19 protein-coding genes and 1 other RNA gene are annotated in these 25,382 nt (G+C 61.6%); 11 read left to right on the plus strand and 9 right to left on the minus strand.

Going from position 1 to position 25,382, the window contains the following annotated elements; genetic code table 11:
• Nucleotides 1-49 precede the first annotated feature (49 nt).
• Nucleotides 50-862, plus strand: coding sequence for an outer membrane protein assembly factor BamD (locus tag DCO57_RS10635; protein WP_116698877.1), 813 nt, complete (start codon nucleotides 50-52; stop codon nucleotides 860-862).
• A gap of 81 nt (nucleotides 863-943) precedes the next feature.
• Entirely contained in the window at nucleotides 944-2,614 is a 1,671-nt protein-coding gene (gene recN / locus DCO57_RS10640; RefSeq protein WP_116698878.1) for a DNA repair protein RecN, read from the plus strand.
• A 29-nt stretch (nucleotides 2,615-2,643) separates the two neighbouring features.
• Here recN and DCO57_RS10645 read toward each other — a convergent pair whose 3' ends face one another.
• A complete protein-coding gene (locus DCO57_RS10645) occupies nucleotides 2,644-2,826 on the minus strand; it encodes a hypothetical protein (RefSeq protein ID WP_116698990.1) in 183 nt (60 codons plus the stop codon).
• A gap of 168 nt (nucleotides 2,827-2,994) precedes the next feature.
• Between DCO57_RS10645 and ligA the strand changes: the two genes are divergently transcribed.
• Nucleotides 2,995-5,148, plus strand: coding sequence for an NAD-dependent DNA ligase LigA (gene ligA / locus DCO57_RS10650; RefSeq protein WP_116698991.1), 2,154 nt, complete (start codon nucleotides 2,995-2,997; stop codon nucleotides 5,146-5,148).
• Between the two features lie 543 nt (nucleotides 5,149-5,691).
• Nucleotides 5,692-8,118 carry a UvrD-helicase domain-containing protein gene (locus tag DCO57_RS10655; RefSeq protein ID WP_116698879.1) on the plus strand — a complete coding sequence of 809 codons (2,427 nt, stop codon included), beginning with the start codon at nucleotides 5,692-5,694 and terminating at the stop codon, nucleotides 8,116-8,118.
• 290 nt (nucleotides 8,119-8,408) lie between these two features.
• On the opposite strand, the gene DCO57_RS10660 is transcribed toward DCO57_RS10655, so the two are convergent.
• A complete protein-coding gene (locus DCO57_RS10660) occupies nucleotides 8,409-8,882 on the minus strand; it encodes a hypothetical protein (RefSeq protein ID WP_116698880.1) in 474 nt (157 codons plus the stop codon).
• Between the two features lie 216 nt (nucleotides 8,883-9,098).
• Here DCO57_RS10660 and DCO57_RS10665 point away from each other — a divergent pair, with 216 nt between their 5' ends.
• From DCO57_RS10665 to DCO57_RS10675, 3 genes are all read left to right on the plus strand, one after another.
• Nucleotides 9,099-9,827 carry a response regulator transcription factor gene (locus tag DCO57_RS10665; protein ID WP_116698881.1) on the plus strand — a complete coding sequence of 243 codons (729 nt, stop codon included), beginning with the start codon at nucleotides 9,099-9,101 and terminating at the stop codon, nucleotides 9,825-9,827.
• Complete coding sequence (locus DCO57_RS10670) at nucleotides 9,820-11,160, plus strand: HAMP domain-containing sensor histidine kinase (protein WP_116698882.1); 1,341 nt, start codon at nucleotides 9,820-9,822, stop codon at nucleotides 11,158-11,160. The genes DCO57_RS10665 and DCO57_RS10670 overlap by 8 nt, the downstream gene beginning before the upstream one ends.
• A 126-nt stretch (nucleotides 11,161-11,286) precedes the next feature.
• Nucleotides 11,287-12,177: a 50S ribosomal protein L11 methyltransferase gene (locus DCO57_RS10675; RefSeq protein ID WP_116698883.1), complete on the plus strand. Its 891-nt coding sequence runs from the start codon at nucleotides 11,287-11,289 to the stop codon at nucleotides 12,175-12,177.
• A gap of 260 nt (nucleotides 12,178-12,437) precedes the next feature.
• Here DCO57_RS10675 and DCO57_RS10680 read toward each other — a convergent pair whose 3' ends face one another.
• A complete protein-coding gene (locus DCO57_RS10680) occupies nucleotides 12,438-12,644 on the minus strand; it encodes a hypothetical protein (protein ID WP_116698884.1) in 207 nt (68 codons plus the stop codon).
• A gap of 248 nt (nucleotides 12,645-12,892) precedes the next feature.
• On the opposite strand from DCO57_RS10680, the gene DCO57_RS10685 reads away from it, so the two are divergent.
• Together DCO57_RS10685 and DCO57_RS10690 are read left to right on the plus strand one after the other, a co-directional pair.
• Nucleotides 12,893-14,707: an aminopeptidase P family protein gene (locus DCO57_RS10685; protein ID WP_116698885.1), complete on the plus strand. Its 1,815-nt coding sequence runs from the start codon at nucleotides 12,893-12,895 to the stop codon at nucleotides 14,705-14,707.
• 120 nt (nucleotides 14,708-14,827) lie between these two features.
• Nucleotides 14,828-15,835: a phytanoyl-CoA dioxygenase family protein gene (locus DCO57_RS10690; protein ID WP_244287924.1), complete on the plus strand. Its 1,008-nt coding sequence runs from the start codon at nucleotides 14,828-14,830 to the stop codon at nucleotides 15,833-15,835.
• Nucleotides 15,836-15,880: 45 nt separating this feature from the next.
• On the opposite strand, the gene DCO57_RS10695 is transcribed toward DCO57_RS10690, so the two are convergent.
• Both DCO57_RS10695 and DCO57_RS10700 read right to left on the minus strand, forming a co-directional pair.
• Entirely contained in the window at nucleotides 15,881-17,524 is a 1,644-nt protein-coding gene (locus tag DCO57_RS10695; protein WP_116698887.1) for a chloride channel protein, read from the minus strand.
• Nucleotides 17,525-17,667: 143 nt separating this feature from the next.
• Nucleotides 17,668-18,177 carry a thioesterase family protein gene (locus DCO57_RS10700; RefSeq protein ID WP_116698992.1) on the minus strand — a complete coding sequence of 170 codons (510 nt, stop codon included), beginning with the start codon at nucleotides 18,175-18,177 and terminating at the stop codon, nucleotides 17,668-17,670.
• A 128-nt stretch (nucleotides 18,178-18,305) separates the two neighbouring features.
• Here DCO57_RS10700 and DCO57_RS10705 point away from each other — a divergent pair, with 128 nt between their 5' ends.
• Nucleotides 18,306-19,730, plus strand: a complete 1,425-nt coding sequence (locus DCO57_RS10705; protein WP_116698888.1) for an FAD-linked oxidase C-terminal domain-containing protein — start codon at nucleotides 18,306-18,308, stop codon at nucleotides 19,728-19,730.
• 169 nt (nucleotides 19,731-19,899) lie between these two features.
• On the plus strand, nucleotides 19,900-23,679 hold the full coding sequence (locus DCO57_RS10710; protein ID WP_116698889.1) for an AsmA family protein: 3,780 nt from the start codon (nucleotides 19,900-19,902) through the stop codon (nucleotides 23,677-23,679).
• Nucleotides 23,680-23,681: 2 nt separating this feature from the next.
• On the opposite strand, the gene DCO57_RS10715 is transcribed toward DCO57_RS10710, so the two are convergent.
• The 4 genes from DCO57_RS10715 to ssrA all read right to left on the minus strand — a co-directional run bounded on the left by DCO57_RS10715 (nucleotide 23,682) and on the right by ssrA (nucleotide 25,272).
• Entirely contained in the window at nucleotides 23,682-23,909 is a 228-nt protein-coding gene (locus DCO57_RS10715) for a ribbon-helix-helix domain-containing protein (RefSeq protein ID WP_116698890.1), read from the minus strand.
• 5 nt (nucleotides 23,910-23,914) lie between these two features.
• Nucleotides 23,915-24,124 carry a DUF4169 family protein gene (locus DCO57_RS10720; protein ID WP_116698891.1) on the minus strand — a complete coding sequence of 70 codons (210 nt, stop codon included), beginning with the start codon at nucleotides 24,122-24,124 and terminating at the stop codon, nucleotides 23,915-23,917.
• A gap of 19 nt (nucleotides 24,125-24,143) precedes the next feature.
• Entirely contained in the window at nucleotides 24,144-24,728 is a 585-nt protein-coding gene (locus DCO57_RS10725) for an SspB family protein (protein ID WP_116698993.1), read from the minus strand.
• 176 nt (nucleotides 24,729-24,904) lie between these two features.
• Nucleotides 24,905-25,272: a transfer-messenger RNA gene (ssrA, locus tag DCO57_RS10730) on the minus strand.
• Nucleotides 25,273-25,382: the final 110 nt, after the last annotated feature.

A 25,382-nucleotide genomic window follows, 5' to 3' on the forward strand; every position in this document is an offset into this window, starting at 1 on the left:
AGGCGTGAACGGAATGGACAGTGGTTCTGAAGCAAGCGGAACCAGGGGCATGAAATACTTCCTGAGACTCGCCGTCCTGGCAGCACCGCTTTTTCTGGCGGCTTGCGGAGGCAAGGAGGATCTGGACGATCTGGCCCTGAACGACACGCCGCCGGAAGTCCTGTTCAACGAAGGCCTCGCCCTGCGCGCGCAAGGCAAGCTGGGCGACTCCGCCAAGAAGTTCGAAGAGCTGGACAAGCTCTACCCCTATTCGGAATATTCCAAGAAATCGCTCGTCAATCTGGCCTACCTCAATTTTTCTCGCGGCAAATACACCGAGACCATCACGGCCGCGAAGCGATTCGTGACGCTTTATCCGGGCGATGAAGATTCCGCCTACATGCTGTATCTCGCCGGGCAGAGCTATTTCCGCCAGATGCCGGATATCACCCGCGATCAGGCCGTGACCCGCAAAGCCGCCGGCGCCTTCAATGAACTTATCCAGCGGTTCCCGGATTCGGAATATGTGCCGGATGCGGAACAGAAGCTGAGAATTGTTCAGGATCAGCTGGCCGGCAAGGAAATGCAGGTCGGCCGCTATTATCTGGAAAAGCGCAACTACATTGCGGGCATCAACCGGTTCAAGACCGTGGTCGTCGACTATCAGACCACCCGGCATGTGGAAGAGGCCCTGTTTCGCCTGACGGAAGCCTATTACGCGCTCGGTGTCGTGAACGAGGCGCAGACCGCCGCCGCGGTGCTCGGGCACAACTATCCGGACAGCCAGTGGTACAAGGATGCCTATACGCTGTTGAACAAGGGAGGCTACGAGCCCTCCGAAGACAGCGGAAGCTGGATCAGCCGCGCGTTCAAGAGTATCTAACAAGCTCTGGAAAGACGACCCGGTTCTCTTATATGGTGGACCGCGCCGAACTGTAGGCTATGCCTTTAGGAGCTTCCCTTCATGCTGGTCACGCTGTCTATCCGTGACATCGTTCTGATTGACCGTCTCGATCTGGATTTTACCGCAGGAATGTCGGTTCTGACCGGCGAGACCGGTGCGGGCAAGTCCATTTTGCTCGATTCCCTGTCCCTGGCCCTGGGGGCCCGCGGGGATGCGGATCTGGTGCGTCATGGCGAATCTCAGGGACAGGTCACAGCCGTTTTCGATGTGGCGGCGGATCATCCTGTCCGCGCCTTCCTGCAGGAAAACGATGTCGATGATGAAGGCGACATCATCCTGCGCCGTATCCAGACCTCCGATGGCCGGACCCGGGCCTTTGTCAATGACCAGCCGGTCAGTGCCGGCCTGCTGCGCCAGGCAGGCGGCCTGCTGGTGGAAATTCATGGCCAGCATGATGACCGGGCCCTGGTCGATCCGGAAAGTCACCGGGCGCTGATCGATGTGTTTGGCGGCCTGGTGGGCGACTGCGAGGCCGTCGGCAAGGCCTATTCGGCCTTCAGGGCGGCGGAAAAGGCGGTAAGCGACCATGAGAAGAGGATCGAGGCTGCACGCCAGGAGGCCGATTTCCTGCGCTCCTCCGTCGAGGAGCTTTCCGGCCTGAAACCGGAAACCGGCGAGGAGGATCAGCTCGCTGCGCGCCGCACGGACATGATGCAGGTGGAGAAAATCGCCGGCGACCTGAACGAAGCCTTCGAGACGCTGAACGGTTCGGCTTCCCCGGTCCCCGAGCTTGCCAGCCTGCTGCGGCGGCTGGAACGCAAGGTCGATCAGGTGCCGGCGCTCCTCGGCTCGCCGGTGCGCACGCTTTCCGAAGCGCTGGATCTTCTGGAGGACACGCGCGCCAGTCTTGAAAATGCGCTGCGCGAAACGGAATTCGATCCGCGTGAGCTGGAAGCGGTGGAAGAACGCCTGTTCGCGTTGCGCGCGGCGTCGCGCAAATACTCCGTGCCGGTGGACGATCTCGCCATGCTGCGTGAGCGTATGGCGGGAGATCTTGCCGATCTCGATGCGGGCGAGGACAAGCTGAACGCTCTTGCCGAAGCGGCGGCCAAGGCCCGGGCGGATTATGACAGGAAGGCTGCTTCCCTTTCGGAAAAACGGCGCAGGACTGCACGAGCCCTGGAAAAGGCCGTGGTCGCGGAATTGCCGGATCTGAAGCTGGAACGGGCCAAATTCATCGTCGAGCTGCAAAGCGATCCGCAATCTCCGGGCCGTTCGGGCATCGATCAGGTCGAATTCCACGTGCAGACCAACCCGGGCACCCGGCCCGGGCCGATGATGAAGGTGGCATCCGGCGGAGAGCTCTCCCGGTTCCTTCTGGCGCTGAAGGTATCTCTGGCGGACAAGGGATCGGCCCCGACACTGGTCTTCGACGAGATCGATACGGGCGTGGGCGGCGCGGTTGCCGAGGCTATCGGCCTGCGCCTGGCGCGCCTGGCGAGCAAGGTCCAGGTTCTGACCGTTACACATGCTCCCCAGGTGGCCGCGCGCGCGGAAGGCCATTTCCTGATCGCCAAGGAAGCAACGAAACCGGACCGGGTCGCGACCCGGGTCAGGCGCATCGACGAAAGCCACCGCCGCGAGGAAATCGCCCGCATGCTGGCGGGCAGCGTCATAACGGACGAAGCGCGGGCGGCAGCGGGCAAGCTGCTTACGGAAACGGCGGGATAGGGATCCCGCCGCTCTGGAATACAGTGACTTTAATTCGGGAGACCCGGCACTTTCAATTCGATGCTGACGTCTTCCTCGTTGGTGAAATATCCGTTGGTGTAGAGCAGCCCGCCGATGATCAGGGCGACAATCAGTCCACCGGCGATAAACCAGCCGGCGCCGCCAGCGGTTCTTTTTTCGACATAACGCGTGTTATGGTCCTGATGGGCCATTTTCTTCTCCTGCTTCGCGTCAGTCTGCATTTCTTGCAATGCAGGCTGCTCTTGCTCGTTTGTTTGCACAGGCCTGATGCCTGTGCATGTATTATCAATGCTTGAGCCTCGGGTTTGGTTCCGCTATCCGGTTGGGATCGGCATTCCAATCAGGCCCGCGAAGACATCATGACCGACAGTTCGACCTCCCAGATTGACATCGACGATCTCACCCGGGAGGAAGCCCTGGTCGAGCTGAAGCGTCTTGCGGCGGAAATCGCCGAACATGATCGCCGTTATCATCAGGAAGACGCGCCGACGATTTCGGATGCGGATTATGACGCCCTGCGCCGGCGCAATGCGGAAATCGAGGCACGCTTTCCGGACCTGGTTCTTGCCGACAGCCCGTCGCATCATGTCGGCGCGGCGCCGGCCTCCGGATTCGGCAAGATCACCCACAAGGTGCCGATGCTGTCGCTGGACAATGCCTTCAGCGACGAGGATGTGCGCGATTTCGTCGGCCGGGTGCGCCGTTTCCTGAAGTTCGATCCCCTGATGGGGGCGCTGGCCATCACCGCCGAGCCGAAAATCGACGGCCTGTCCCTGTCCCTGCGCTATGAGAACGGCGTCCTTGTCCATGCGGCGACACGGGGGGACGGCACCACCGGAGAAAATGTCACCGCCAATGCGCGGACCATTGCCGACATTCCCGAACAGCTTGCCGGTGAGGCACCGGACGTGGTTGAGGTGCGCGGAGAGGTCTATATGGCGCACGGGGACTTCCAGGCCCTCAATGCGCGCATGCAGGCCAATGGCGGCAAGGTCTTCGCCAATCCGCGCAACGCGGCGGCCGGATCGCTGCGGCAACTCAACCCGGAAATCACCGCCTCCCGGCCCCTGCGCTTTTTTGCCTATGCCTGGGGCGAGATGAGCGCGCTGCCGGAAGATACGCAAATGGGCATGGTCAAGCGGATGCAGGCCTGGGGATTTCAGGTCAATCCGCTGATGAAACGCTGTGAAACCGTCGAGGAGCTGCTGGACGTCTATCATGGCATCGAGGAAAGCCGGGCCGAACTCGATTATGACATCGACGGGGTGGTCTACAAGGTCGACCGGCTGGACCTGCAGGAGCGGCTGGGGTTCGTCTCCCGTTCCCCCCGCTGGGCGATCGCTCACAAGTTTCCTGCGGAACAGGCCTATACGATCCTCAGGGACATCGACATCCAGGTCGGGCGCACCGGGGCCCTGACACCGGTGGCGAAGCTGGAGCCGATCACCGTGGGCGGCGTGGTGGTTTCCAATGCGACCCTGCACAACGAGGACTACATCAAGGGCATTGGCCAGGACGGCGAACCCATTCGCGACGGCAAGGATCTGCGCATCGGCGACACGGTGAAGATCCAGAGGGCCGGTGACGTCATCCCGCAGATCGTCGATGTCGATCTGGACAAGCGCCCTGCGGAGGCGAAGCCCTACGAGTTCCCGACGGTGTGCCCTGCCTGCGGCAGCCATGCGGTGCGCGAGGAAAACGAGAAGACCGGCCGCAAGGACGCGGTGCGCCGCTGTACCGGCGGCCTGATCTGTCCGGCGCAGGCGAGCGAAAAGCTCAAGCACTTCGTTTCCCGCAATGCCTTCGACATTGAAGGTCTCGGCGACAAGCAGATTGACGCATTCTACCAGGAAGGCCTGGTGAGGACGCCGGCCGAAATCTTCACGCTGGAGGAGCGGGACAGGCAATCCCTGACCAAATTGCGCAACCGGGAAGGTTGGGGTGCGCAGTCCGCCAGGAAGCTGTTCGAGGCCATCAATGCCCGCCGGTCCATCGATCTTAACCGCTTCATCTTCGCCCTGGGTATTCGCCATGTCGGCGAGGGCAACGCCAAGCTTCTGGCACGGGCCTATGGTTCCTGGGATGCCTTCTACCGGGCGATGCAGGAGGCGCGTGACGAGAGTGGCGAAGCATGGGCAGAACTCAACGACATCGACGGCATCGGCCATATCGTCGCCGAGGCGCTGGTGGAGTTCTTCGCCGAAGCGCACAACAGGGAACAACTCGACAAGCTGCTGGAACAGGTGACGCCGAGGGACGTGGAAAAGATCGACGCTTCCGGATCGCCGGTCGCCGGCAAGACGGTGGTCTTCACCGGCTCACTGGAACGCATGACCCGGGACGAGGCCAAGGCGATGGCGGAACGCTTTGGGGCGAAGGTCTCCGGCTCGGTTTCCAAAAAAACCGATCTCGTCGTTGCCGGTCCGGGGGCGGGATCAAAGCTGAAGAAAGCCCAGGAGCTGGAGATCGAGGTGATTTCCGAGGACGACTGGTTCGATCTGGTGGGGGCATAGTCGGTACGTTCTGGCTTTTGTTCTGGGGCTTCCGGCTGGGCATGGAACAAAAGCACCGGAAGTCTTGCAGTGCGTGTGAGTTTTCTCCCGCCCTGGTAACTCGAAGCTGGGATTCGGAGTGGAGACCGGGGCCGGTCCTCATATTTGGGCAGTCACCCCGGCCTTGAGCCGGGGTCCAATCGTTTCCAGAGTCGTGGGTTTTTGCACCATCTTACCGGCGATTTGCATGTCGTGACCGCCAGGGAACGGGGAGACTTGCGGCACGGCATCCTTTCCAACGGATTTGCCACTTTGTGAAGTGGATTGGATCCCCGATTAAATCGGGGATGACCGAGCGTTCGAGGCACCGCTTTCCAAATCCGGAACAATAGACTTGACGACGATGCATCCACTTTGTCTCTCAAGGCTTTCTATTGCGTCTTGAAAGGGAAATTATCTCCTGTCCTTGTCCCCACCAAATTCCCGACCTTTGCCTCGCCACAGCCGTTTTGTTGCTATATTGTTCTCTTCATAGAGCGCTCAAGATCACCGGACCAGTAAACCATGGCAGACCCGGACGGGTACGACGACGCATTCGACGATCCCTTTCAGCCGGAAGGGGCGGCGCCCGTGCCTGTGCGGCCGGAGGGCGGTATCGCCGCGCGGGCCATGGCGGCGCGGCGGGGGCCGTCGGACTACCTGACCGGACTGAACCCGGAGCAGCGCAAGGCCGTGGAAACCACCGAAGGGCCGCTGCTGGTGCTCGCGGGGGCCGGTACCGGCAAGACCCGCGTTCTCACGACCCGCATCGCGCACATTATTGCGATGGGCAAGGCAAGTCCCGGTCAGATCCTGGCGGTGACCTTCACCAACAAGGCTGCCCGGGAAATGAAGGAGCGCATCGCCGGTTTCGTCGGCGGCAATGTGGAAGGGATGGCCTGGCTCGGGACCTTCCACTCCATCTGCGTCAAGATCCTGCGCAAGCACGCCGAACTTGTCGGCCTGAAATCCGGTTTTTCGATCCTTGATACGGATGACCAGATCCGCCTGATCAAGCAGATCATCCAGGCGGAAGGGCTTGACGACAAGCGCTGGACCGCCAAGGCCTTTGCCGGCATGCTCGACGGCTGGAAGAACCGGGCGCTCACCCCCAAGGACATTCCCGAAGGTGAGGCGCGGGCGTTCGCCAACGGCAAGGGCCGCCGGCTTTACGAGGAGTATCAGGACCGCCTGTCGATCCTGAACGCCGCGGATTTCGGCGATCTGCTGCTGCATGTCATCACCCTGTTCAAGACCCGGCCGGACGTCCTGGGTGAATATCAGCGCCGCTTCCGCTACATGCTGGTGGACGAATATCAGGATACAAACATCGCACAGTATCTGTGGCTGCGCCTGCTGGCCCAGGGCAATCCCAATGTGTGCTGCGTCGGCGACGACGACCAGTCGATCTACGGCTGGCGGGGGGCGGAGGTCGACAACATCCTGCGCTTCGAGCAGGACTTCAAGGGCGCGGAAGTCATCCGGCTGGAGCGCAACTACCGGTCCACCAGCCATATTCTGGCCACCGCCTCCCATCTGATCGCCTTCAATGAGGGCCGGCTCGGCAAGACGCTGTTCACCGACTTCAGCGAACCGGACCACGATCTGGTTTCGGTCGCCTCCGTCTGGGATTCCCAGGAGGAAGCCCGCACGATCGGCGACGAGATTGAAGCGCTGCAAAGCAACGGCCATGCCCTGAACGAGATGGCGGTGCTTGTGCGGGCGTCTTTCCAGATGCGCGAATTCGAGGAACGGTTCGTGACGCTCGGGCTCAACTACCGGGTGATCGGCGGGCCGCGGTTTTACGAGCGCATGGAAATTCGCGATGCGATGGCCTATTTCCGCTGTGTCATGCAGCCATCGGACGATCTTGCCTTCGAAAGGATCGTCAACACACCCAAGCGCGGTCTCGGCGATGCGACGCTGAAACTGGTGCACGGACTGGCAAGAGCCGAACGCATTCCGCTGATGCAGGCGGCCAGCCAGCTGATCGATTCCGAGGAACTCAAGCCCAAACCGCGCAACACCCTGAAAACCGTGCTCGACAATTTCGAGCGCTGGCGGCGTCAGCTCGACCACATGAAGCACACGGAGTTGGCAGAAATCATTCTGGACGAAAGCGGTTATACGGAAATGTGGCGCATGGACCGGTCGGCGGAAGCGCCCGGGCGGCTCGACAACCTGAAGGAACTCATCCGCTCGATGGATGAGTTCGAATCCATGGCCGGGTTCCTCGAACATATCGCCCTGGTCATGGACCGGGACAGCGCCGACAGTTCCGACGCCGTTTCCATCATGACGCTCCACTCCGCCAAGGGTCTGGAATTCGACACCGTCTTTCTGCCCGGGTGGGAAGAGGGCCTGTTTCCGCACCAGCGGTCACTTGACGAGAGCGGACGGGCCGGGCTGGAGGAGGAGCGGCGGCTCGCCTATGTGGGCATCACGCGGGCGAAGAAGCGCGTGAAACTCTATTTCGCCTCCAACCGCCGCATTCATGGTCTGTGGCAATCGACCGTGCCGTCGCGCTTTCTGGACGAATTGCCGCCGGATCATGTGGAGATTGCCGAACCGTCATCGAATTACGGCGGGTACGGCGGTGGTGGCTACGGGCCCTCGCGCTTCGACAGCCAGGACGCCTTCGATACGGGGAGCTATTCGACACCGGGCTGGAAACGGGCGCAGCGGGCGCGGCAATCCTCGGACGGGTTCAAGGAAGAGGGGCGGGGCTATCAGTCCGCCCGGACGAAGCGGCAGGGGCCGTTGACCATCGAAGGGGAACTGGTGGCCCGCTCCGTCAGCGAGTCTCCCTCGGATTATTCCGTTGGAGAACGGGTGTTCCACATCAAGTTCGGCTACGGGGCCATCCGGTCCATCGAGGGCAACAAACTGACCATCGATTTCGAAAAGGCCGGGGTCAAGAAGGTCATTGACAGTTTCGTCGAACGGCACTGAGCAAGGCAGGACGAGGGACCATATCGGCCGCGCTTCGAGGCAGGTCAGAAGAAAGCCGGCCACCCGATGAGGGTGGCCGGCCGTTTTCCCGAGCAGACACGCAGTTTATGCTGGGCGGGCGAGGGCTGCGCATCTTGCAGGAGATATCGCCCGACCCGTGATTGTGGGAAGATCGGACGATGGACGGGAGCATGTTTCGTCGGGGCAGACTCCAGATGCTCCGGCCTCTTGCGGGCGCGAATGATTTCGCGCTCACATGGTCGTGGTGCCGTTGCCGGCCAGCCTGGGGATCAGACCGTGAAATCCGCAAGAATGGATGTCAGGCCGGACGCGGACTGTTCTCCCGATCCGTCATAGCCGGTGTCGCTCTGCAGCGTTTCCAGCAGGGTGCTCATGAGGCTTTCTATCGAGTCGCTATCCTGCTGGGCTTCGCCGGAGGGCGGCGGCGGAGGAGGAGGGCCATCCTTCGCGGGCCCACCGAGTTCGCCGCTTTCAAACAGGTCGGCCAGCTGGTCGGCCTGTTCCTGATCAAGGGTTCCGGCTTCGACCTGTTCGGTGAGCATGGATTCGAAACCAGCCTGCATTTCCTCTTTGGAAGGCGGTTCGGACGTGCGGTCCGGGGCCCCGGATTCCATACGTTCGGCATGGATCGCATCCAGGGCCTCGAGCATGGCGTCCTGGTCTTCAGAGGTGATCTCACCCGCTGCAACTTCCTCGTCCAGCTTGCTGACGACCTGGTCCCGTGGTGACGGTCCCGTTGACATTGGGGGCATTGAGCCAATTGACATCATGTAACTGCTCCTGAAATCGGCCGACTGGCCTTTGCTTCGCGCAGCCTGTGATGCGAAAAGTTAACATGATCTTAACCTTGTGAGGGCGGGGTTTCGGTGTGTTTCTGAAAGCAATTCCGGAAATATTCAGAAACATATTTTACAAGTTTCCGGATGAACTCTCCGTCGGATCAGGCATAAGGTCTTCCCATGCATAGACCGTCCCACATACTCGTCGTCGAGGATGATTCAGAGATCAGTCTGCTGATCAAGCGGCATCTGGTCTCAAGCGATTTCAAGGTAACGCTGGCGCGGGACAGCACGGAAATGGACCGTGCCCTGCTCAGTGACAGAATAGATCTGGTGCTGCTCGATATCATGTTGCCGGGAGAGGATGGTATCAGCATCTGCCGCCGTCTGCGCGCGGTCAGTCCGATACCGATCATCATCGTGTCGGCGAAGAACGAGGATTTCGACCGGGTTCTCGGGCTGGAGATCGGTGCGGACGACTATCTGCCCAAGCCGTTCAATCCGCGGGAGCTGACTGCGCGCGTGAAGGCCCTGTTCCGCAGAATCGAACTGGGCGTTGTTGCCTCGCCTCTGGCGACGGGGCTCCTGCGCTTCGAGGGCTGGGAAATGGATTGCAAGGCTCGTCGTCTGGTCAATGCGGACAAGGCGATGATTTCCCTGACACCGGCCGAGTTCAACCTGTTGCAGGCCCTCGCGGAACGCAGTGGCCGCGTCTTGAACCGTGACCAGCTCGTCGAACTGACCCTCGGCCAGTTCGGTGCGTCCAACGGGCGGAATATCGACATACTTGTCAGTCGTTTGCGGGCAAAGCTGGACGCGGCAGGCGCTCCCTATCAATTCATCAGGACGGTGCGGTCCGGGGGCTACGAGTTCCTGGCACCGGTCACCCGTGAAAAAGCAGATGTTTAGACGTTTGTGGCCCGACACCATGCTGCATCAGATCCTGATGTTGCTGGTGTGTGCCAGCCTTCTCATGGTTCTGGTGGGGGCGGTTGCCAGTTACTTCGTGAAACAGGCTTTCGACCGCACCGGCTGGATGGAAAGCCACTTCATCAGCATGGCGATCTCGAAACTGAACGAGACACCGGTATCGGAACGCGCCGAAACGCTTGCCGATCTCAGGCGCGACGTTCCCGATCTCAGTCTCGAACCAGTCGAGGAGGAGATGTTGACGACGCTTGGAGCCACGGTCGAGAGCAAACGCTTCGGCCCCTTCGTCACGGGCAATCTGCTGTTCGGAATCCGGCTCGAGCATGTCTCGGTGCCGCGTGCCCAGGGCGAAGATGCGCCGCCAATTCACTATTTCCGTTTGCGGGACGGGACTCTTGTCAGTGCTACATGGGCGAACGGAGGTCCGCCGCCGTCCGTATTCCGGTTGCTCTTGTATCTGTTCGTGGGATTTCTGGCCGTCACCGTCTGGGGCTTGATGGTCTGGGCAGCCCGGGGCCTGGTCGGCCCCTTGACCGATCTGGCAACATCCGCCGGTTCCTTCGGCAAAACCTCGACAAGTCCGGTTCCCATTCGGGAACATGGTCCGAGGGAAGTGCGTACTGCGGCCCAGGCCTTCAACCGCATGCAACAACGGATAAGCGACATCCTCGAAAAACGGACCCGGATGCTCGCCGCGATCAGCCATGATCTTCGCACACCCCTGACGCGTCTGCGCCTGCGTCTCGATCTTCTGGAAGAAAGCGAGATCCGCGACCGGAGCCTTGAAGATCTGGAGATCATGGAACAGCAGATCACCTCTGCTCTGACCTTTTTGCGCGACGGAGCGAGTTCCGAGCCGGTTCAGCGCATCGATGTTCCCAGTTTTCTGCAATCGCTTTCGGACAAATATGCCGATACCGGCCGGCCGGTCAAAGTGCGCTACCAGGGAAATCTAGCGGTGATGGCCCGTGGGGGCGAGCTGGAGCGCGCCCTGTCCGATCTGATCGACAACTCCATCAAGTATGCCAGTGACGTGGAGATCGTCGCCTGTGAAGCCGGGGATCGCATCAGGATCGATGTCATCGATCATGGTCAGGGAATACCCGAGCAGGAGCGCGCGCGGTTGCTGGAACCTTTCGAGCGCGGCGACGGCGCGCGCCAGATTCGCGATGGCACGGGGTTCGGTCTCGGGCTTTCTATAAGCCAGGCCATCGTGGAAACCGCATCGGGTACTCTGGAGCTTCGCGACACGGATGGCGGCGGCCTGACGGTCAGGCTGGAGTTTCCTGCCTGTCCGCCAAAGTCCGACTGACGTGTGGGCCGGACGTGCCCATCCGCTACCGCCGCTTCCTTTCCTGCCTCGCCGGCTATGGCGTCTCCTGCGGCTTGGGGGTATACCGCAGGCCGCAACCCCAATTTACCAAAGGCACGAACGGGCATGAAAACCATCCGGGTGCGGATCACAGCCGCGGAACTGGAAGCCAAGAGGATCGCGGATATTCTTGAACGCGCGTTCGAGGATGAGGGCAATCCGGTGGCGATTTACGAGGATTCCACGGACGGGAAAACCTGGACCGCGGAAGTTCTGCTGTTCGGTGTGGAGCCGGAAGAGGCTGCCTCCACCGTGCGCGACCGGGTCGGCGCCGATGCCTTCGCGGCACCGCTCGAGGCGGATGAGCTGCCCGATATAAACTGGGTTGCAAAAAGTCTTGAAGGGCTGAAGCCGGTCAAAGCCGGCCGTTTTTTCGTGCATGGCGGTCACGACCGGGACAAGGTGCCAGCCGGAGCGATCGGTCTCGAGATCGAAGCAGCGCTCGCCTTCGGCACGGGGCATCACGGCACCACGGCGGGGTGCCTGGAGGAGATCGACCGGCTTCTGTCCCTGCGGGAGTATGACAATATTCTCGATCTGGGCACAGGCACCGGTGTCCTGGCGATTGCTGCAGCGCGAAAGGCCAGGCAGCCCATTCTGGCAACGGATATTGATCCGGTCGCCACTGCTACAGCTCTGGAGAATGCCCGCCTGAATGGTGCGCGGCATCTGGTGCGCGGATTTACGGCGAACGGCATGGAAGATCGGCGGTTCCGGCTTTATGGGCCTTTCGATCTGGTGGTCGCCAACATCCTGGCGCGCCCGCTCATGAAAATGGCCCGCTCTGTCGGCGAGCACATGACGCGGAGTGCGACCCTGGTGCTGTCCGGCCTCAGGGTGGAAGACGGTCCCCGGATCCTGTTTGCCTATGGGTGCCAGGGCTTCGTTCTGGACCGGCGGCGTGTGAAGGATGGCTGGCTGACCTTGACGCTGGTGCGCGGCCGGAAGTCCGCCTAAGTAAATGGCAGCCTAACGCTCTGGAATAAAATGTCTTTTCCGCTTCATGTCGAGTCGCATGAAAGCCGGTTCAAGCGATGCTTCAAGACAAGACGCAGCCAGGTTGGGGTGACATCCTTAAGCTGGGCATCTGGATGCGGAAATTCGAAACCTGATTCATCAGGAGAGCAGAAATCATTGATTTCAAATGAAAAAAGCTCGCCGACTTATCGGCGAGCTTTTTTTACGTGCACAGTTGTAACTCTCAAGCGTTGCTGACCTTAGAAAGCGCTGCTTGCCGAACCTTCACGCTCGAGCTGGTTGCGATCGTAACCGTGTGCGGCCAGTGTCGCGTCGTCGAGTGAAAGCAGATATCCGTTGACATAGCGGCGCGCCTGAACAGTGCGTGCTTCGATCATGCGATCAAGTGCGCGGCGCATGAAGCTGTTTCCGCCGATACGGGTCGAGGTGGTTGTTGCGATGGTCATCTTGTGATCTTTCCCATTTGAAGTTCAAGAGCTTCCCTAGGGAGAAACGTCTTTTTGTTGTTGACCTATATATGCCGATTCTCATCGCGGAGCGGTAGGTCAGCAAGCGCATGACAGCCCTGCGCATTTCGCATATGCGAAGAGAAAATGCTGCGTTGCGAAATGCGGATTTGCCTTTCTGGTGAAAGCGAACTTGCAGGTCTATTATCCGGCTTGATCCCGGACGCAGGCCAAATTACCGTCCAGGCATGTATCAGACCTTCGACGATCTCAGTGATCCTTCCTGCGGAGCGCCGCATGCGGCCCTTCTCAGGGCCGAACTTTCCCGCCGTGGCCTTGACGGCTTCCTGATCCCGCGGGCTGATGCCCATCAGAGCGAATATGTGCCGCCGCATGACTGCCGGCTGCAGTGGCTGACCGGTTTCTCCGGGTCGGCAGGCGTGGCCGCTGTACTGGGGGACGATGCGGCGATCTTCGTCGACGGCCGCTACACGATCCAGGTGCGCGAACAGGTGGACATGGATGTCTTCCCGGCACGGCACCTGATTGATGAACCGGTGACCGAGTGGCTGGCGGCGCGGTTGCAGCCGGGGCAGAAGCTTGGGGTCGATGCGATGCTTCACACGGTGCGCGAGGTCCGGCGTCTGAAGGAAATCTGCGCCCAGGCCGGAGCCGAGCTGGTCACGCTGGACGACAATCCGGTCGATAGCGTCTGGGAGGACCGGCCGGAACCTCCGGTCGGACAGGTGTCGCTCTATCCGGTCGAACTGGCGGGCAAGGCGGCGCAGGACAAGGTTGCGCAGATCCAGTCCGTGCTCGCGGACAAGAAGGCCGATGCCTGCGTGCTGACGCAGCCCGATTCCATCGCCTGGCTGTTCAACATCCGCGGCGCGGATGTCAGCCATACGCCGTTGCCGCTTTCCTTTGCGACCGTCCCCGCCAACGGCAAGCCAATGCTTTACATCGATGGCCGCAAGCTTTCCAATTCGGTGCGCGATGCCCTTGCGGATCTCACGGATTTGGCGGAACCGGAGGATTTCAGGACAGGGCTGACCGCCCTTGGCGCTGCCGGTGCCAACGTCATGATCGATCCGGGGCTGGCAGGGATCGGGATCGCGGAAACGATCACGGGGGCGGGAGGCACGCTGATCGAATCCCAGGATCCGGTTCTTCTGCCCAAGGCGGTCAAGAATGAGGTCGAGCTGAAGGGGGCTCGCGCCGCACATATACGGGATGCCGCTGCTTTTGTGAATTTCCTGTGCTGGTTCGACGAGGTTGCCCCGAAGGGAGAGCTCGATGAAATCGGCGCGGCGGAAAAGCTGGAAGAATTCCGCCGGGCGACCGGCGTCCTGAAGGACATTTCCTTCGACACGATTTCCGGGGCGGGGCCGAATGGCGCGATCTGTCACTATCGCGTCAGCCGGACCAGCAACCTGAAAATTCCCGTCGGAAAGCCGTTTCTGATCGATTCAGGGGCCCAGTACGAAGACGGTACCACCGATATCACGCGCACCCTGGCTGTCGGAGAGCCTTGTGCGGAGATGAAGCGGCATTTCACACTGGTGCTGAAGGGGCATATCGCGATTTCGACGGCCAGATTTCCGCAGGGAACGACCGGTGCGCAGCTCGACACGCTGGCGCGTATCGATCTGTGGAAGGCCGGGCTCGATTTCGACCATGGCACCGGCCATGGCGTCGGGGCCTACCTGAGCGTTCACGAAGGCCCGCAACGCATTTCCAAGGCGGGAACCGTGCCATTGAAACCGGGCATGATCCTCTCCAACGAACCCGGATACTATCCGGCGGGGGAATACGGTATCCGGCTGGAAAACCTGGAAATCGTCACAGAAGCGGGGGAGATTTCCGGTGGTGAACGCCCGATGCTGGGATTTGAAACGCTGACGCTGGTTCCGATGGATCTGCGTCTGGTCGAACTGTCTCTGCTGACGCAGGCGGAACGGGACTGGCTGAACCGCTATCATGAGAAGGTGCGCTCGGAAATCGGCCCGCTCGTCGGTGCGAAGGAGCGCATCTGGCTGGAAAGAGCGACCAAAGCGGTCTAGGCTCACCAGGACATCTTGCCTGTATGGATTTTGAGCGGCCTCGTGCCGATGATCTGATCTGCCCCGGAATTTCGATCGAAGTTGTTGAATATGCGCACTGCCGACATTTTGAAAACTCCTTTGTATGCTGCGGAACTGGCCACCGGTGCAAAATCCTTCAGCGATAATCCGCTGATCGGCAGCCGCCGGCTCAACGAGGCGGGGCTGCATGTCAGGCGGATCGAACTGGCCGAACGGATGGCCGATTCACGGCGGCGCAGACTGGCCCGCCTTGTCTCCGAAGAAGACCGGGCAGCCTATGCAAGGGACGGGTTCATCCAGAAGCAGGGCCTGCTGGCGGAGTCTGACCTCGCGGGCCTGCGGGACGAAGTCGCGACAACGCCGTTCGATGCCTGGGACATGCGTCAGGGAAATGCGGTGACGCGCTTCATCCCCCTGCCGCCGAAGGTTCTCAAGGAACTGCCGCATCTGCGGGCGTTCGTCTGGAGCAAGCCCTTTCAGAACGGCCTGCGCTATGTCGGCTCCACCAACGGAGATCCGCTGGTTTATCTGCATATCGTCATGACCGATCCGAAAGGCCGCAAGAAAGCGGACCCCCAGACGGCGTTCCATTCGGACACGTTTCATCCGACGGCCAAGGCCTGGTTCTTCCTCTACGACATTGACGATGCGGAGGGGCCCTTCACTTACATACCGGGCTCGCACCGGCTGACGGCGGAACGCCTCGAGTGGGAACGGGAACAGAGCCTGACCGCGGCAACCAACAAGGATCGTCTGCATGCACGCGGATCCTTCCGGCTGCGTGCGGACGAGCTTGCCCGCCTGAACTATCCCGAACCGCTGCGGTTCGCTGTGCCGGGCAACACGCTTGTCGTCGCCGATACGCATGGGTTTCATGCGCGTGCGGCAAGTGAGCGGCCATCAGTTCGTGTCGGAATTTACGGGTCCCTGCGACGGAATCCGTTTCTGCCCTGGACCGGACTGGACCCCTTCGATCTTCCCGGTCTGCGCGGCCGGCAGGCGAGACTGTTCGTCGGCCAGAAGGACCTGACGGCCCGCCTGAAGGGGCGGCCGGTTTCCCACCGATATGCGGGCAAGGTCCTGGCGACGGAACCGTCGAAGTTCTGAAGCCGCTTCGCTCCGGCCCGTATTCGTCCTGGAACGATGAGCCGCCTAGTTGTGCTCTTCCTTGGTCGCCTTGATCAGGGCGGCGTTGAAATAGCGCAGCGCCCTGACATGGCGGGCGATGCCGACAATCTGCCCGGCATTGCCCTTGCGGACCACCGGCAGGGAGGCCTTGCCGCAGGAATCGAAGCTTTTCAGGGCGCTTTCCAATGTGTCCGTGTCATGCAGATAGGGGCCGTCCTCCCCCGGATTGAACACCCGGTCTTCTTCCGCCTCCGGCGGCGGATCCATGAATTCGCCGACCTTGACCGTCTCGCTGAGGAACTGGTGAACCCCTTCATTCACGAAACAGCCGCGCATGCCCAGCTGCCAGTGGAAAAAGGACTTGCCGTGCACGGCCTGGGTAAGGCCCGTGGCAATCGAGACCGACAGCAGCAGGGCGATGGACAGCGCGTAGCCGCCTGTCAGCTCGAAGACGATCACCGTGGTGGAAAAGGGGGCGCCGAGCACGGCGGCGGCGACGGCGCCCATGCCCAGAATGGCGTAGAGACCGTGGCTTGAGGCCATTTCCGGGAAGACCGATGCGGCAATCAGGCCGAAGGCCCCGCCTGTCATGGCCCCGAGATAAAGGGTCGGCGAGAATATGCCGCCGCCGAAGCGCGAGGCCAGGGTGATGGCCGTCGCAGCCGACTTGACCAGCAGCAGGGACAGCATGGTGGTGATCGTCAGTTCGTGTTTCAGCGCCATGTCGGTTGCGTCATATCCGACACCCAGGATGCCCGGGAAGAAGATACCGAGTGCCCCGACAGCGAGTCCCCCGACAACAGGGCGTAGCCAGAGAGGCATGGTGATGTTGCGCGCGGTCCAGTCGGTGCCGATCAGGGCGAACTGGAAAAGGATGGCCACGGCCGCGCAGGTGAGCCCCAGAAGCGCGAAGGCGGGAATCTCGAGGTAGGAGGTGATCTCGTATTGCGGGATTTCGAAGGCGGCGACATTGCCGAACCAGAGGCGCGATAAAAGCGTTCCCATTACCGAGGCGAGCACGATCGGAACGAATGCGGAGACCGCATAGTGGCCCAACACGACCTCATGCGCAAAAAGCACGCCCGCGATCGGGGCATTGAAGGAGGCGGAAACGCCGCTTGCGACGGCGCTGGCAATCAGAATGCGGCGGGAGGTGTCGGGCAGTCGGAAATAGCGGCAGACGGCGGCGCCGAGCGTGGCACCCAGATGCACCACCGGTCCTTCACGGCCAGCGCTGGCGCCACTGCCCAGGGAGATGGCCGTGACCACGGCGGACCAGAGACCGGCCCCGAGCGGCAGACCGCGTCCGCCGTGCACTCTCGCCTCGATCACGTCGGCGACGGCGCCGGCGCGCTGATTGGGATGAAACCTGTGCAGTATCCAGCCCACGACCAGACCGCCAACCGCCGGGGCGAGCAATATCACCCACCAGGGCTGGTTCACCGCGGCCTGCATGGTCAGTTCCGTCGTCGTGCGCAGCCAGGGCCACTGGATGAGGCCGATGGCCGTCCGGAAGGCGATCGCGGCGAGAGCCACCAGCGCGCCGATGAAAACGGCGAGGACCCAGACCAGCTGCATGCGGCCGGCATTGAACTGGCGCACGTTTGGCGTGATCCAGCTGATGAGGATGTCGGGGAGCTGAGCGGCGGTTTCTATTATTTTGCGCATCAGTCACGGGTGCTTTGTGTGGGGCGTGAACGTGATTGGGGCTCATTGTGCCCGAGTCGGCGCGAATGAACAGGTCAATCCGTTCGATTTCACCGGCAAATCAATCCGTTTTGCGTACTCGGCGGACCGGACACCGTATCCGGTCAGCCGCCTTGCCTGGGGCCGTTCCCCGGTATTTCGATCCGTCTTCCCGCGCGCTCCGGACGGGGAAGGGCGGAATGATCCCTGAGAAGGGCCGCGAGTCTCGCCTGGATGTCCTCCGGCCAGGGAGCGACTTTTCTCGTGTTCAGATCGACATGGAGGCTCATCTGCTCGGATGTGGCGGACAGCCAGCCCTCTTCGGCGTGACGCAGCTCCTGGAATATGTGGGCGCGCTTCGCATCGCAGCCGATAAGCTGCAGACTGACGCTTACAGGCATGCCCGCCTCCAGTTCCCGGACATAGCAGACATGCACCTCCGCGGTGAAATAGGAAGCGTTGCGCGCCTTCACGTAGTCGGGGCCGAGGCCAAGCTGCTCGAAGATCTGGTCGAGAGCCGTGTCGAACAGGACATTGTAATAGGCCATGTTCAGGTGGCCGTTATAGTCGATCCAGTCGTCCCTGACCGTCATGACCGCGCTCTGAAGCGGTTTGGCCTGTCCGGCTATCGTCATCCTGTTCTCTCCACTCATTTTCGCAGCCGTACCCATATGGCCGCATTTGACTTTGACCTTTTCAACATCCGCTAACATATTCGGTTTTCAACGCGTGGCCACAGGCGCGCGACAGGAGGAAAAAAATCATGCCGGAAATGGCGCGCGCAACGGATGCGCAACTCAAAACCGATCAGAACAGCAGAATCGCTGCGGTAATCGCGGATCTCAAGGCGCGTTTCGGGGAGCGCTGCGCGACGTCAGCGGCCCTGCGCGAACAGCACGGGCACACGACGACCTGGCTCCGGAACGAGCCGCCGGATGCGGTGGTTTTCGCCGAAAGTACGGAAGAGGTCGCGGAAACGGTGCGACTTTGCGCCGCTGGTGAAGTGCCGGTGATTCCCTTCGGAACCGGGTCATCTCTGGAAGGTCATGTAAATGCGCCCTTCGGCGGGATTTCGCTGGACCTGTCCAGGATGAACCAGATTCTGGAGGTGCATGCCGAAGACCTCGACTGCCGGGTGCAGGCGGGGGTGACCCGCAAGCAGCTCAACAGCTATCTCAGGGACACCGGCCTGTTTTTTCCGATCGATCCAGGGGCGGATGCCAGCCTTGGCGGCATGGCGGCCACCCGGGCTTCGGGCACCAACGCGGTGCGCTACGGCACGATGAAGGATGCGGTACTGGCGCTCACCGTGGTCACCGCCGATGGCCGGATCATCAGGACCGGCGGCCGGGCGAAGAAATCCTCCGCGGGATATGACCTGACCCGGCTGTTCGTCGGATCGGAGGGAACGCTCGGTGTCATCACGGAACTGACCGTGCGCCTGCACGGGCAGCCGGAAGCGATTTCAGGAGGGGTCTGTCCGTTCCCGGATGTCAATTCGGCCTGCAAGGCGGTGATCTCCACCATCCAGATGGGCATTCCCGTCGCGCGGATCGAGCTGCTCGACAGCCTGCAGGTCAGGGCCTGCAATACCTATTCCAAGCTCGATCTCGTCGAGACGCCCACCCTGTTCCTGGAGTTCCACGGTTCGGAAGCCGGCGTGCGCGAGCAGTCGGAAATGTTTTCCGAGATTGCCGGGGAATTCGGCGGGGGTCCCTTCCATTGGGCAACCGCCGCCGAGGAACGCACGAAACTGTGGACCGCCCGTCACGATGCCTATTGGGCCGGAAAGACCCTGAAGCCGGAAGCGGAAATCATGGTCACGGATGTCTGCGTGCCGATTTCTCGGCTGGCCGAATGCGTGAGCGAGACGGCCGAAGACATCGCAAGGGAAGGGTTTCTGGCTCCCATCGTCGGCCATGTGGGGGACGGCAATTTTCATGTCCAGATTCTCGTCGACCTGGACAATCCGGAAGAAGTCCGCAAGACAGAAGCTTTCGTGGAACGGCTAGCGCTCAGGGCCATCGCGATGGACGGGACCTGCACGGGTGAGCATGGCGTGGGGCAGGGCAAGCGCAAATACCTGCGCCGGGAACACGGCGATGCGCTTGACGTCATGGGGGCCATCAAGCAGGCGCTCGATCCGCACAATGTGATGAATCCCGGCAAGATCCTGCCGCAGTCATGATATTGTATCGAATCAGCTCAATAGCGCCATTTGACAGCGGGTGTTTCCCCGGCGGATTTTGCCGAAACCGTGTTTGCACTGCAGCAGGGATCGGGTACACCTGACCGGTAAGGTTTCCGGTGATTTTGGATAACCAAGGAGACAAGGCCTGAACTCCGTCTATATCACTGTGGGAATTGCCGTCATACTGGTGCTGGTCACGGCGCTGGTGGGGCCGTTCTTTATCGACTGGACGGTCTACCGGTCGACCTTCGAAAGTTATGCGGAGCGCGTTCTGGGACACCGGGTGACGGTGCTAGGCGAGGCCGATCTCAGGCTGCTGCCGGCGCCGTCCATCAGTTTCTCCGATGTGCGCGTCGGCGAAGCGGAAGACCCCCTGCTGGTGGTTGACCAGTTCAACATGCGCATCGAGCTGCCGCCGCTTCTGAAGGGCGAGATCCGTGTCATCGAAATGGAGCTGGACCGTCCGCGACTTTCCCTGTCTCTGGATGAAGGCGGCCGGCTGGACTGGCTGACCGCGATGACGTCGGACGGGGCGCTGGCGAAATTGCCGCCGGATGATGTCGCATTCGAAAATGTGTCGATCCGCAACGGGGCGCTGTCCATCGTGGATGCTCGCTCCGGAGAGATCCACCGGATCGACAACGGCAATCTTTCCGTCAGTGCCCGCTCGCTTTCCGGTCCCTTCAAGGCCGTCGGCAGCCTCGCCGTAGAAGGGACGCCCTACAATGTCAGTCTGGCGACGGGCAGGGCGCAGGACGATACCGGGCTGCGGATCAAGGGCGAAGTCACGCCGACCGCCATGCCGGTGAACTTTGCCTTTGACGGCAATCTGACCCAATCGGATGCGGCTCCGACCTTCGAAGGCGATTTCAACATTGCCTCCATCCCGCTGGAGGACAGTGAAACATCAGACTGGAGCGCACAGGGTCGGTTTGCGGCGGATATCGCCGAAATTGCGATCCCGGAGTTCGAGTTCCGCTACGGTCCCGACGACCGGCGCCTCAGCCTGACCGGCACTGCGGATCTGATCTATTCCGGCAGGAAAAGGTTCGAAGTCCGAGCCCGGTCGAAACAGGTAGATCTCGACCGGCTGCTCGGGGGCGGACCACAGGAGCCCGTCGCTCTCGACACCGCGGGCGAGAGGCTGATCGCGGCGCTCCGGTCGGTACCGCTGCCCCCCGTCGATGGTGCGATCTCGATGGATGTTCCGGCGATCGTTGCCGGTGGCGGAATTATCCAGAATGTGCGCCTCGATCTGGAAACGATGCTCGGTGGCTGGCGGATCGCGCGTCTGGCCGGCCGCCTGCCGGGACGGACCATGGTTGCCACCCAGGGCGACCTGGGGCTTGAACCGTCACTGACCTACCGCGGCGCCGTGTCGATCAGTTCCGACCAGCCGGGATCATTCCTGAGCTGGTGGACACAGAAGGATACGGGCGTCAAATCTCTCGACCCGGTTGCCCTGGAAGGGCGGCTCAATCTGATTCCGGAAGGCGCGGCGCTGGACAATCTCCGCCTGACACTGGCCGGGGCTGAAGCGCGCGGTGGCCTTTCCTACCGCAAACCGCGTACGGGGAATGCGGTGTTTTCTCTCAGTCTCGACGCGGACAAGCTGGATCTGGACCAGATCGAAAGCCTTGCAGGTCTGATCCGGCCGGCCCGCTCGGCCGGTGGGCGCACGCAAGATCCGACGGGCCTCGATGTCTCCATACGCCTGCGCGCCACCCAGGTGACGGCGCGGGGCGTGGAGGGCGAAGGCCTTGCCCTGGAAGCGGAATATTCCGATGGCGGTGTCCGGATCGACCGGCTGTTCGCCGAGGATCTGGCCGGTGCGCGGCTGGATGTGGAAGGGGCAATCCGAAATCTGTTTTCCGCTCCGGAAGGCACGGTTTCCGGTACGCTCGACGCGCGGGATCTGTCGGGTCTGGTCGCACTGGCGGGCGGAATTTTCCCGCAGACCGTCTTCGTTGAACGGCTGGAGCGCGCCGCCGCGAGCCTGGTCCCGGCAAAGTTCGATGCCAATCTGACGGCTGCGGCTGCCGGCGACGGTACCGACATGACCCTCAGCCTGGAAGGCTCGGCCGGCGGGGCTGACGCCTTCCTGAAGGCGGAATTGCAGGGACGTGTCGATGACTGGCGCAACGCCGACATTGATCTGGGGGTGGGACTGCAGGGTCCTGACGGGGGCAAGCTGCTGCAGCAGCTCGGATTCGACGTCATCCCCATCGATGCGGACAACGGCGGCAGGCTCAGCATTGTCGCCAGGGGCGTTCCGGCGAACGGTCTCGACCTCGAGATTGAAACATCCGTCGGCGAGTCGCAGCTCGACGCCAAGGGAACGGTCACCCTGAAAGAGAGCAGCGAGACGCAATATCGCATGAGCGTTGCGGCCAAAAGCCGGGACCTTGGGCCGCTGGCACTGATGGCTGGCCGGGTTCTTCCGGTGATGTCCGGCGCCCTCCCTGCGGATGTCACGGTGGATCTGGAAGGCGCCGGCAGTATCCTGACGATATCGAAGGCGGCCGGGCAGGTCGGGGACACGTCGTTCGAGGGACGTCTGAAAGGCGATCTTCAACCGGCGCCCGGGGAACGCAACCGGCGGTTTTCGGGAGATGTCCGTGTGTCCCGGGCGGATCTGCGCACCTTGAGCGAACTCATTCTGGGGCCGGACCAGTGGTTTTCCCTTGGCGACGGGACAAGCAACTGGCCTTCTGCTCCTTTCGGGACACCGCTTCCGCACGGCATCGACCTGAGCCTGGATTTCCGCGCGGACCGGCTGTTTGCCGACGATGCGACGGAAATCGCGAATGCCCGTGCCCAATTGCGGATCACGCCGACGCTTTTGCGCCTCGACGGGCTCAATGGCGCCTTTGCGGGCGGATCGCTGGAAGCAAGCCTGTCGCTGCGCCGGTCCGACGCGGAAGCGGCCGCTTCCGGCCGGGTGAAGCTGGATGGAGCCGACCTTCGTCAGCTTGTGTGGCGGCCGGACAACCGGGCGGTTGCCTCGGGCTCGCTCGACCTCTTTCTCGAGTTCGAGGGAGCCGGCCGGTCGATTTCGGCGATTGTCGCCGGTCTTGGCGGCGGCGGGACCTTCTCGATGGAGAAGGGGGATTTCCGCGGACTGAATCCGCAGGCCTTCCAGCTTGTCACGCGGGCGGTCGATTCCGGACTCGATCTTCAGGACGAGAAGATCCGTGACATGTTTGTCAGTCACATGGCCGCGGGCAATCTGCCCTTCAACCGGGTGGACGGCACGCTGACGCTCGTCGGCGGACGCTTGAGCGCCCGCAATGTGGTGGTCGATTCCGGCAAGGCGGAGATTTTCGGTTCGGCGGAAGTCGATCTGGGAACCAGCGAACTGGATGCGGATTTCTCACTCAAGGTCGATCCGGGCGAAAACGCCGTTACCGGTGCCGAGCCCCAGGTGGGATTGCTTTTCGAAGGCCCCGTCGAGGCGCCCGCGCGGCGAATCGACATAACGCCTTTCACTGCCTATCTGACCTTGCGGGCCTTCGAGCAGGAAGTCGAGCGGGTGGAGAAACTGCAGGCGGAAATCCTGGAGCGAGACCGGCTGACACGCGAACTGAAGCGTCAGCGGGAAGCGCGGGCTCGCCAGGCCGCTGCTGCAAAGGAAAAACGGCTGCGGCAGCTGGACGAGGCCCCCGTCGAGGACAGCCGGGACGGAGCCTCTGTGGCACCGAGCGCCGGTGAACCCCGTCAGCAGGGATTGTCCGGCCAGACCGGCAATGCCCCCTTCACGGAACGGATCCGGGCGCTCATCGAGGATCCCGGGCCTGAAGACATGACAGGCGAAACGGCCCCGCAGGCCGCGCCGGGCCCGAAGCCGGGCGGCAGCCTGCCGCCGCTCGATCCTCCCGTTTCCATCGAGGATCTGCTGACGCAGGACGTCGGCGGACCGCTGGTTCTGCCGGGTGCGCCCAGGTAAGTTCAAACGTGATTGCGGGGAGGCTGCTGAACCTGCTTAAGGGCCCAGACCCTGACCGCTGAGGAGAGCGGATCGTCCGGGTCGCGGCTGTCGTCTATCTCGACGATCAGGCTTGCAAGGGAGCGTTTTTCCGCGGCGATAAACCTGTCCACGACATCCCAGAATTCGGCTTCCAGCGCCAGGCTGGTCCGGTGACCGTGCAGGGACAGGGACCGTTTGACGAGCGCCATGAGGTCTACGCGGCGCCGTCGTCTTCAGGCGTGCGGGACGTGTCCAGCAGATGGCCGTCGACCTGTTTTTCCAGCTCGTCCCGGCGCTTGCGGGCAGCTTCCCGTTCCGCCTTGGTGCGGCCGAACTTGCGCCGATTGTCGTCTGCCGCCAGGTCTTTCTCCTGACGCTGCTTCTGTTTGCGCACCATGCGCAGATTGATGATCTCCGCGCTCATGAGTGTCACTCCGGGTAGATCAGGTCTTCTTGCGGAAGGCATCCAGAGAAACGACCTCGCCGCCGCCGTCGTTTCCGGTCGCGTCTGCTGCGGGTTTGCTCTTCTTGCTCTTCGCCTTGGGAGAGACCGCAACTTCCTTGCCGTCTTCCACGCCGTCCTGTGTGGCTTCGCTGCCGGAATGCTCCTGCTCCGCCTTGGCGAGCTCCTCGACGGCTTCCAGCAGTTCCTCGGGCAATTCTTCCGCCGTCTTGCCGGGGTCGAATTCCAGCGCGAACTGCACTGAAGGATCGAAGAATCCCTTGATGGCGGAATAGGGGACAAGCAGTTTCTCGGGCACGCCGCCGAAGGACAGGCCGACTTCGAAGGCATGTTCTCCGATGGCAAGATCCCAGAACTGGTGCTGGAGAACGATCGTCATTTCCTGAGGATAACGTTCCTTCAGGCGCGGGGAGATCCGTACGCCCGGGGCGTTGGTATCAAACGCGATGTAGAAATGATGATCTCCAGGAAGGCCGGTGCGTCCAACTTCGGCAAGAATCTTTTTGACCGCGCCGCGCAGCGCGTCCTGAATCAATATGTCGTATCGCAGAAGGTCTTCAGACATCAGTTTCGTCGAATCTCGATGGGAATCTCGTTTATCGGGTTCACCTTGACGGTCCGGGAGGAAAAAGAAAAGGCTCTTTTCCATGTGATACCGGATAAATGCGTCTGTTCCGATCAAGGTACACCCCTGTGGTCGGCAGAGGTACTCACGTCTTCACGAGTCGTCTGGAAAAATTAGGTGGAGGCTTCTGTTGCCAGGTGCCTCCGGACCCCGCCTGAAGGTGCTACCCTACGGGACTTAGTGGACTACCGGCACTGCGTTACGCAGCGACAGCGTTGTCCATAGCATAGTTGTCATTTGCAACTATTAAGTAAGCCCGATAACGGTGGTACAATGCCGGGCAAAAGCGCAGTCTTTACACCCTCGTCGATCCTATTTCGCCCCCGCCGAAACCCACAGAAATCCGCTTGAACGCCTGTGGGCTTGGGTGGAGGCGCCGGGTACCGCCCCCGGGTCCGATAGGCTTATTGCACTGACCATTTATTGCCATAGCTGGCGAACCAGCACGCCTGATATAAGGGGTCCGGACCGGAAATGAAAGAGGGTTGCAGCTGACGGAACAGCTTTGCCGGTGAAGCTCGGCCGCATTTCGTGGCGCGATCTGGGGAAAGGCGCGGCGAGGGGCTGCGTTTTTCGCTAAATCTGCCAAGTTAG

The sequence above is a fragment of the Labrenzia sp. 011 genome (assembly GCF_003075075.1).
Lineage (GTDB): Bacteria > Pseudomonadota > Alphaproteobacteria > Rhizobiales > Stappiaceae > Roseibium.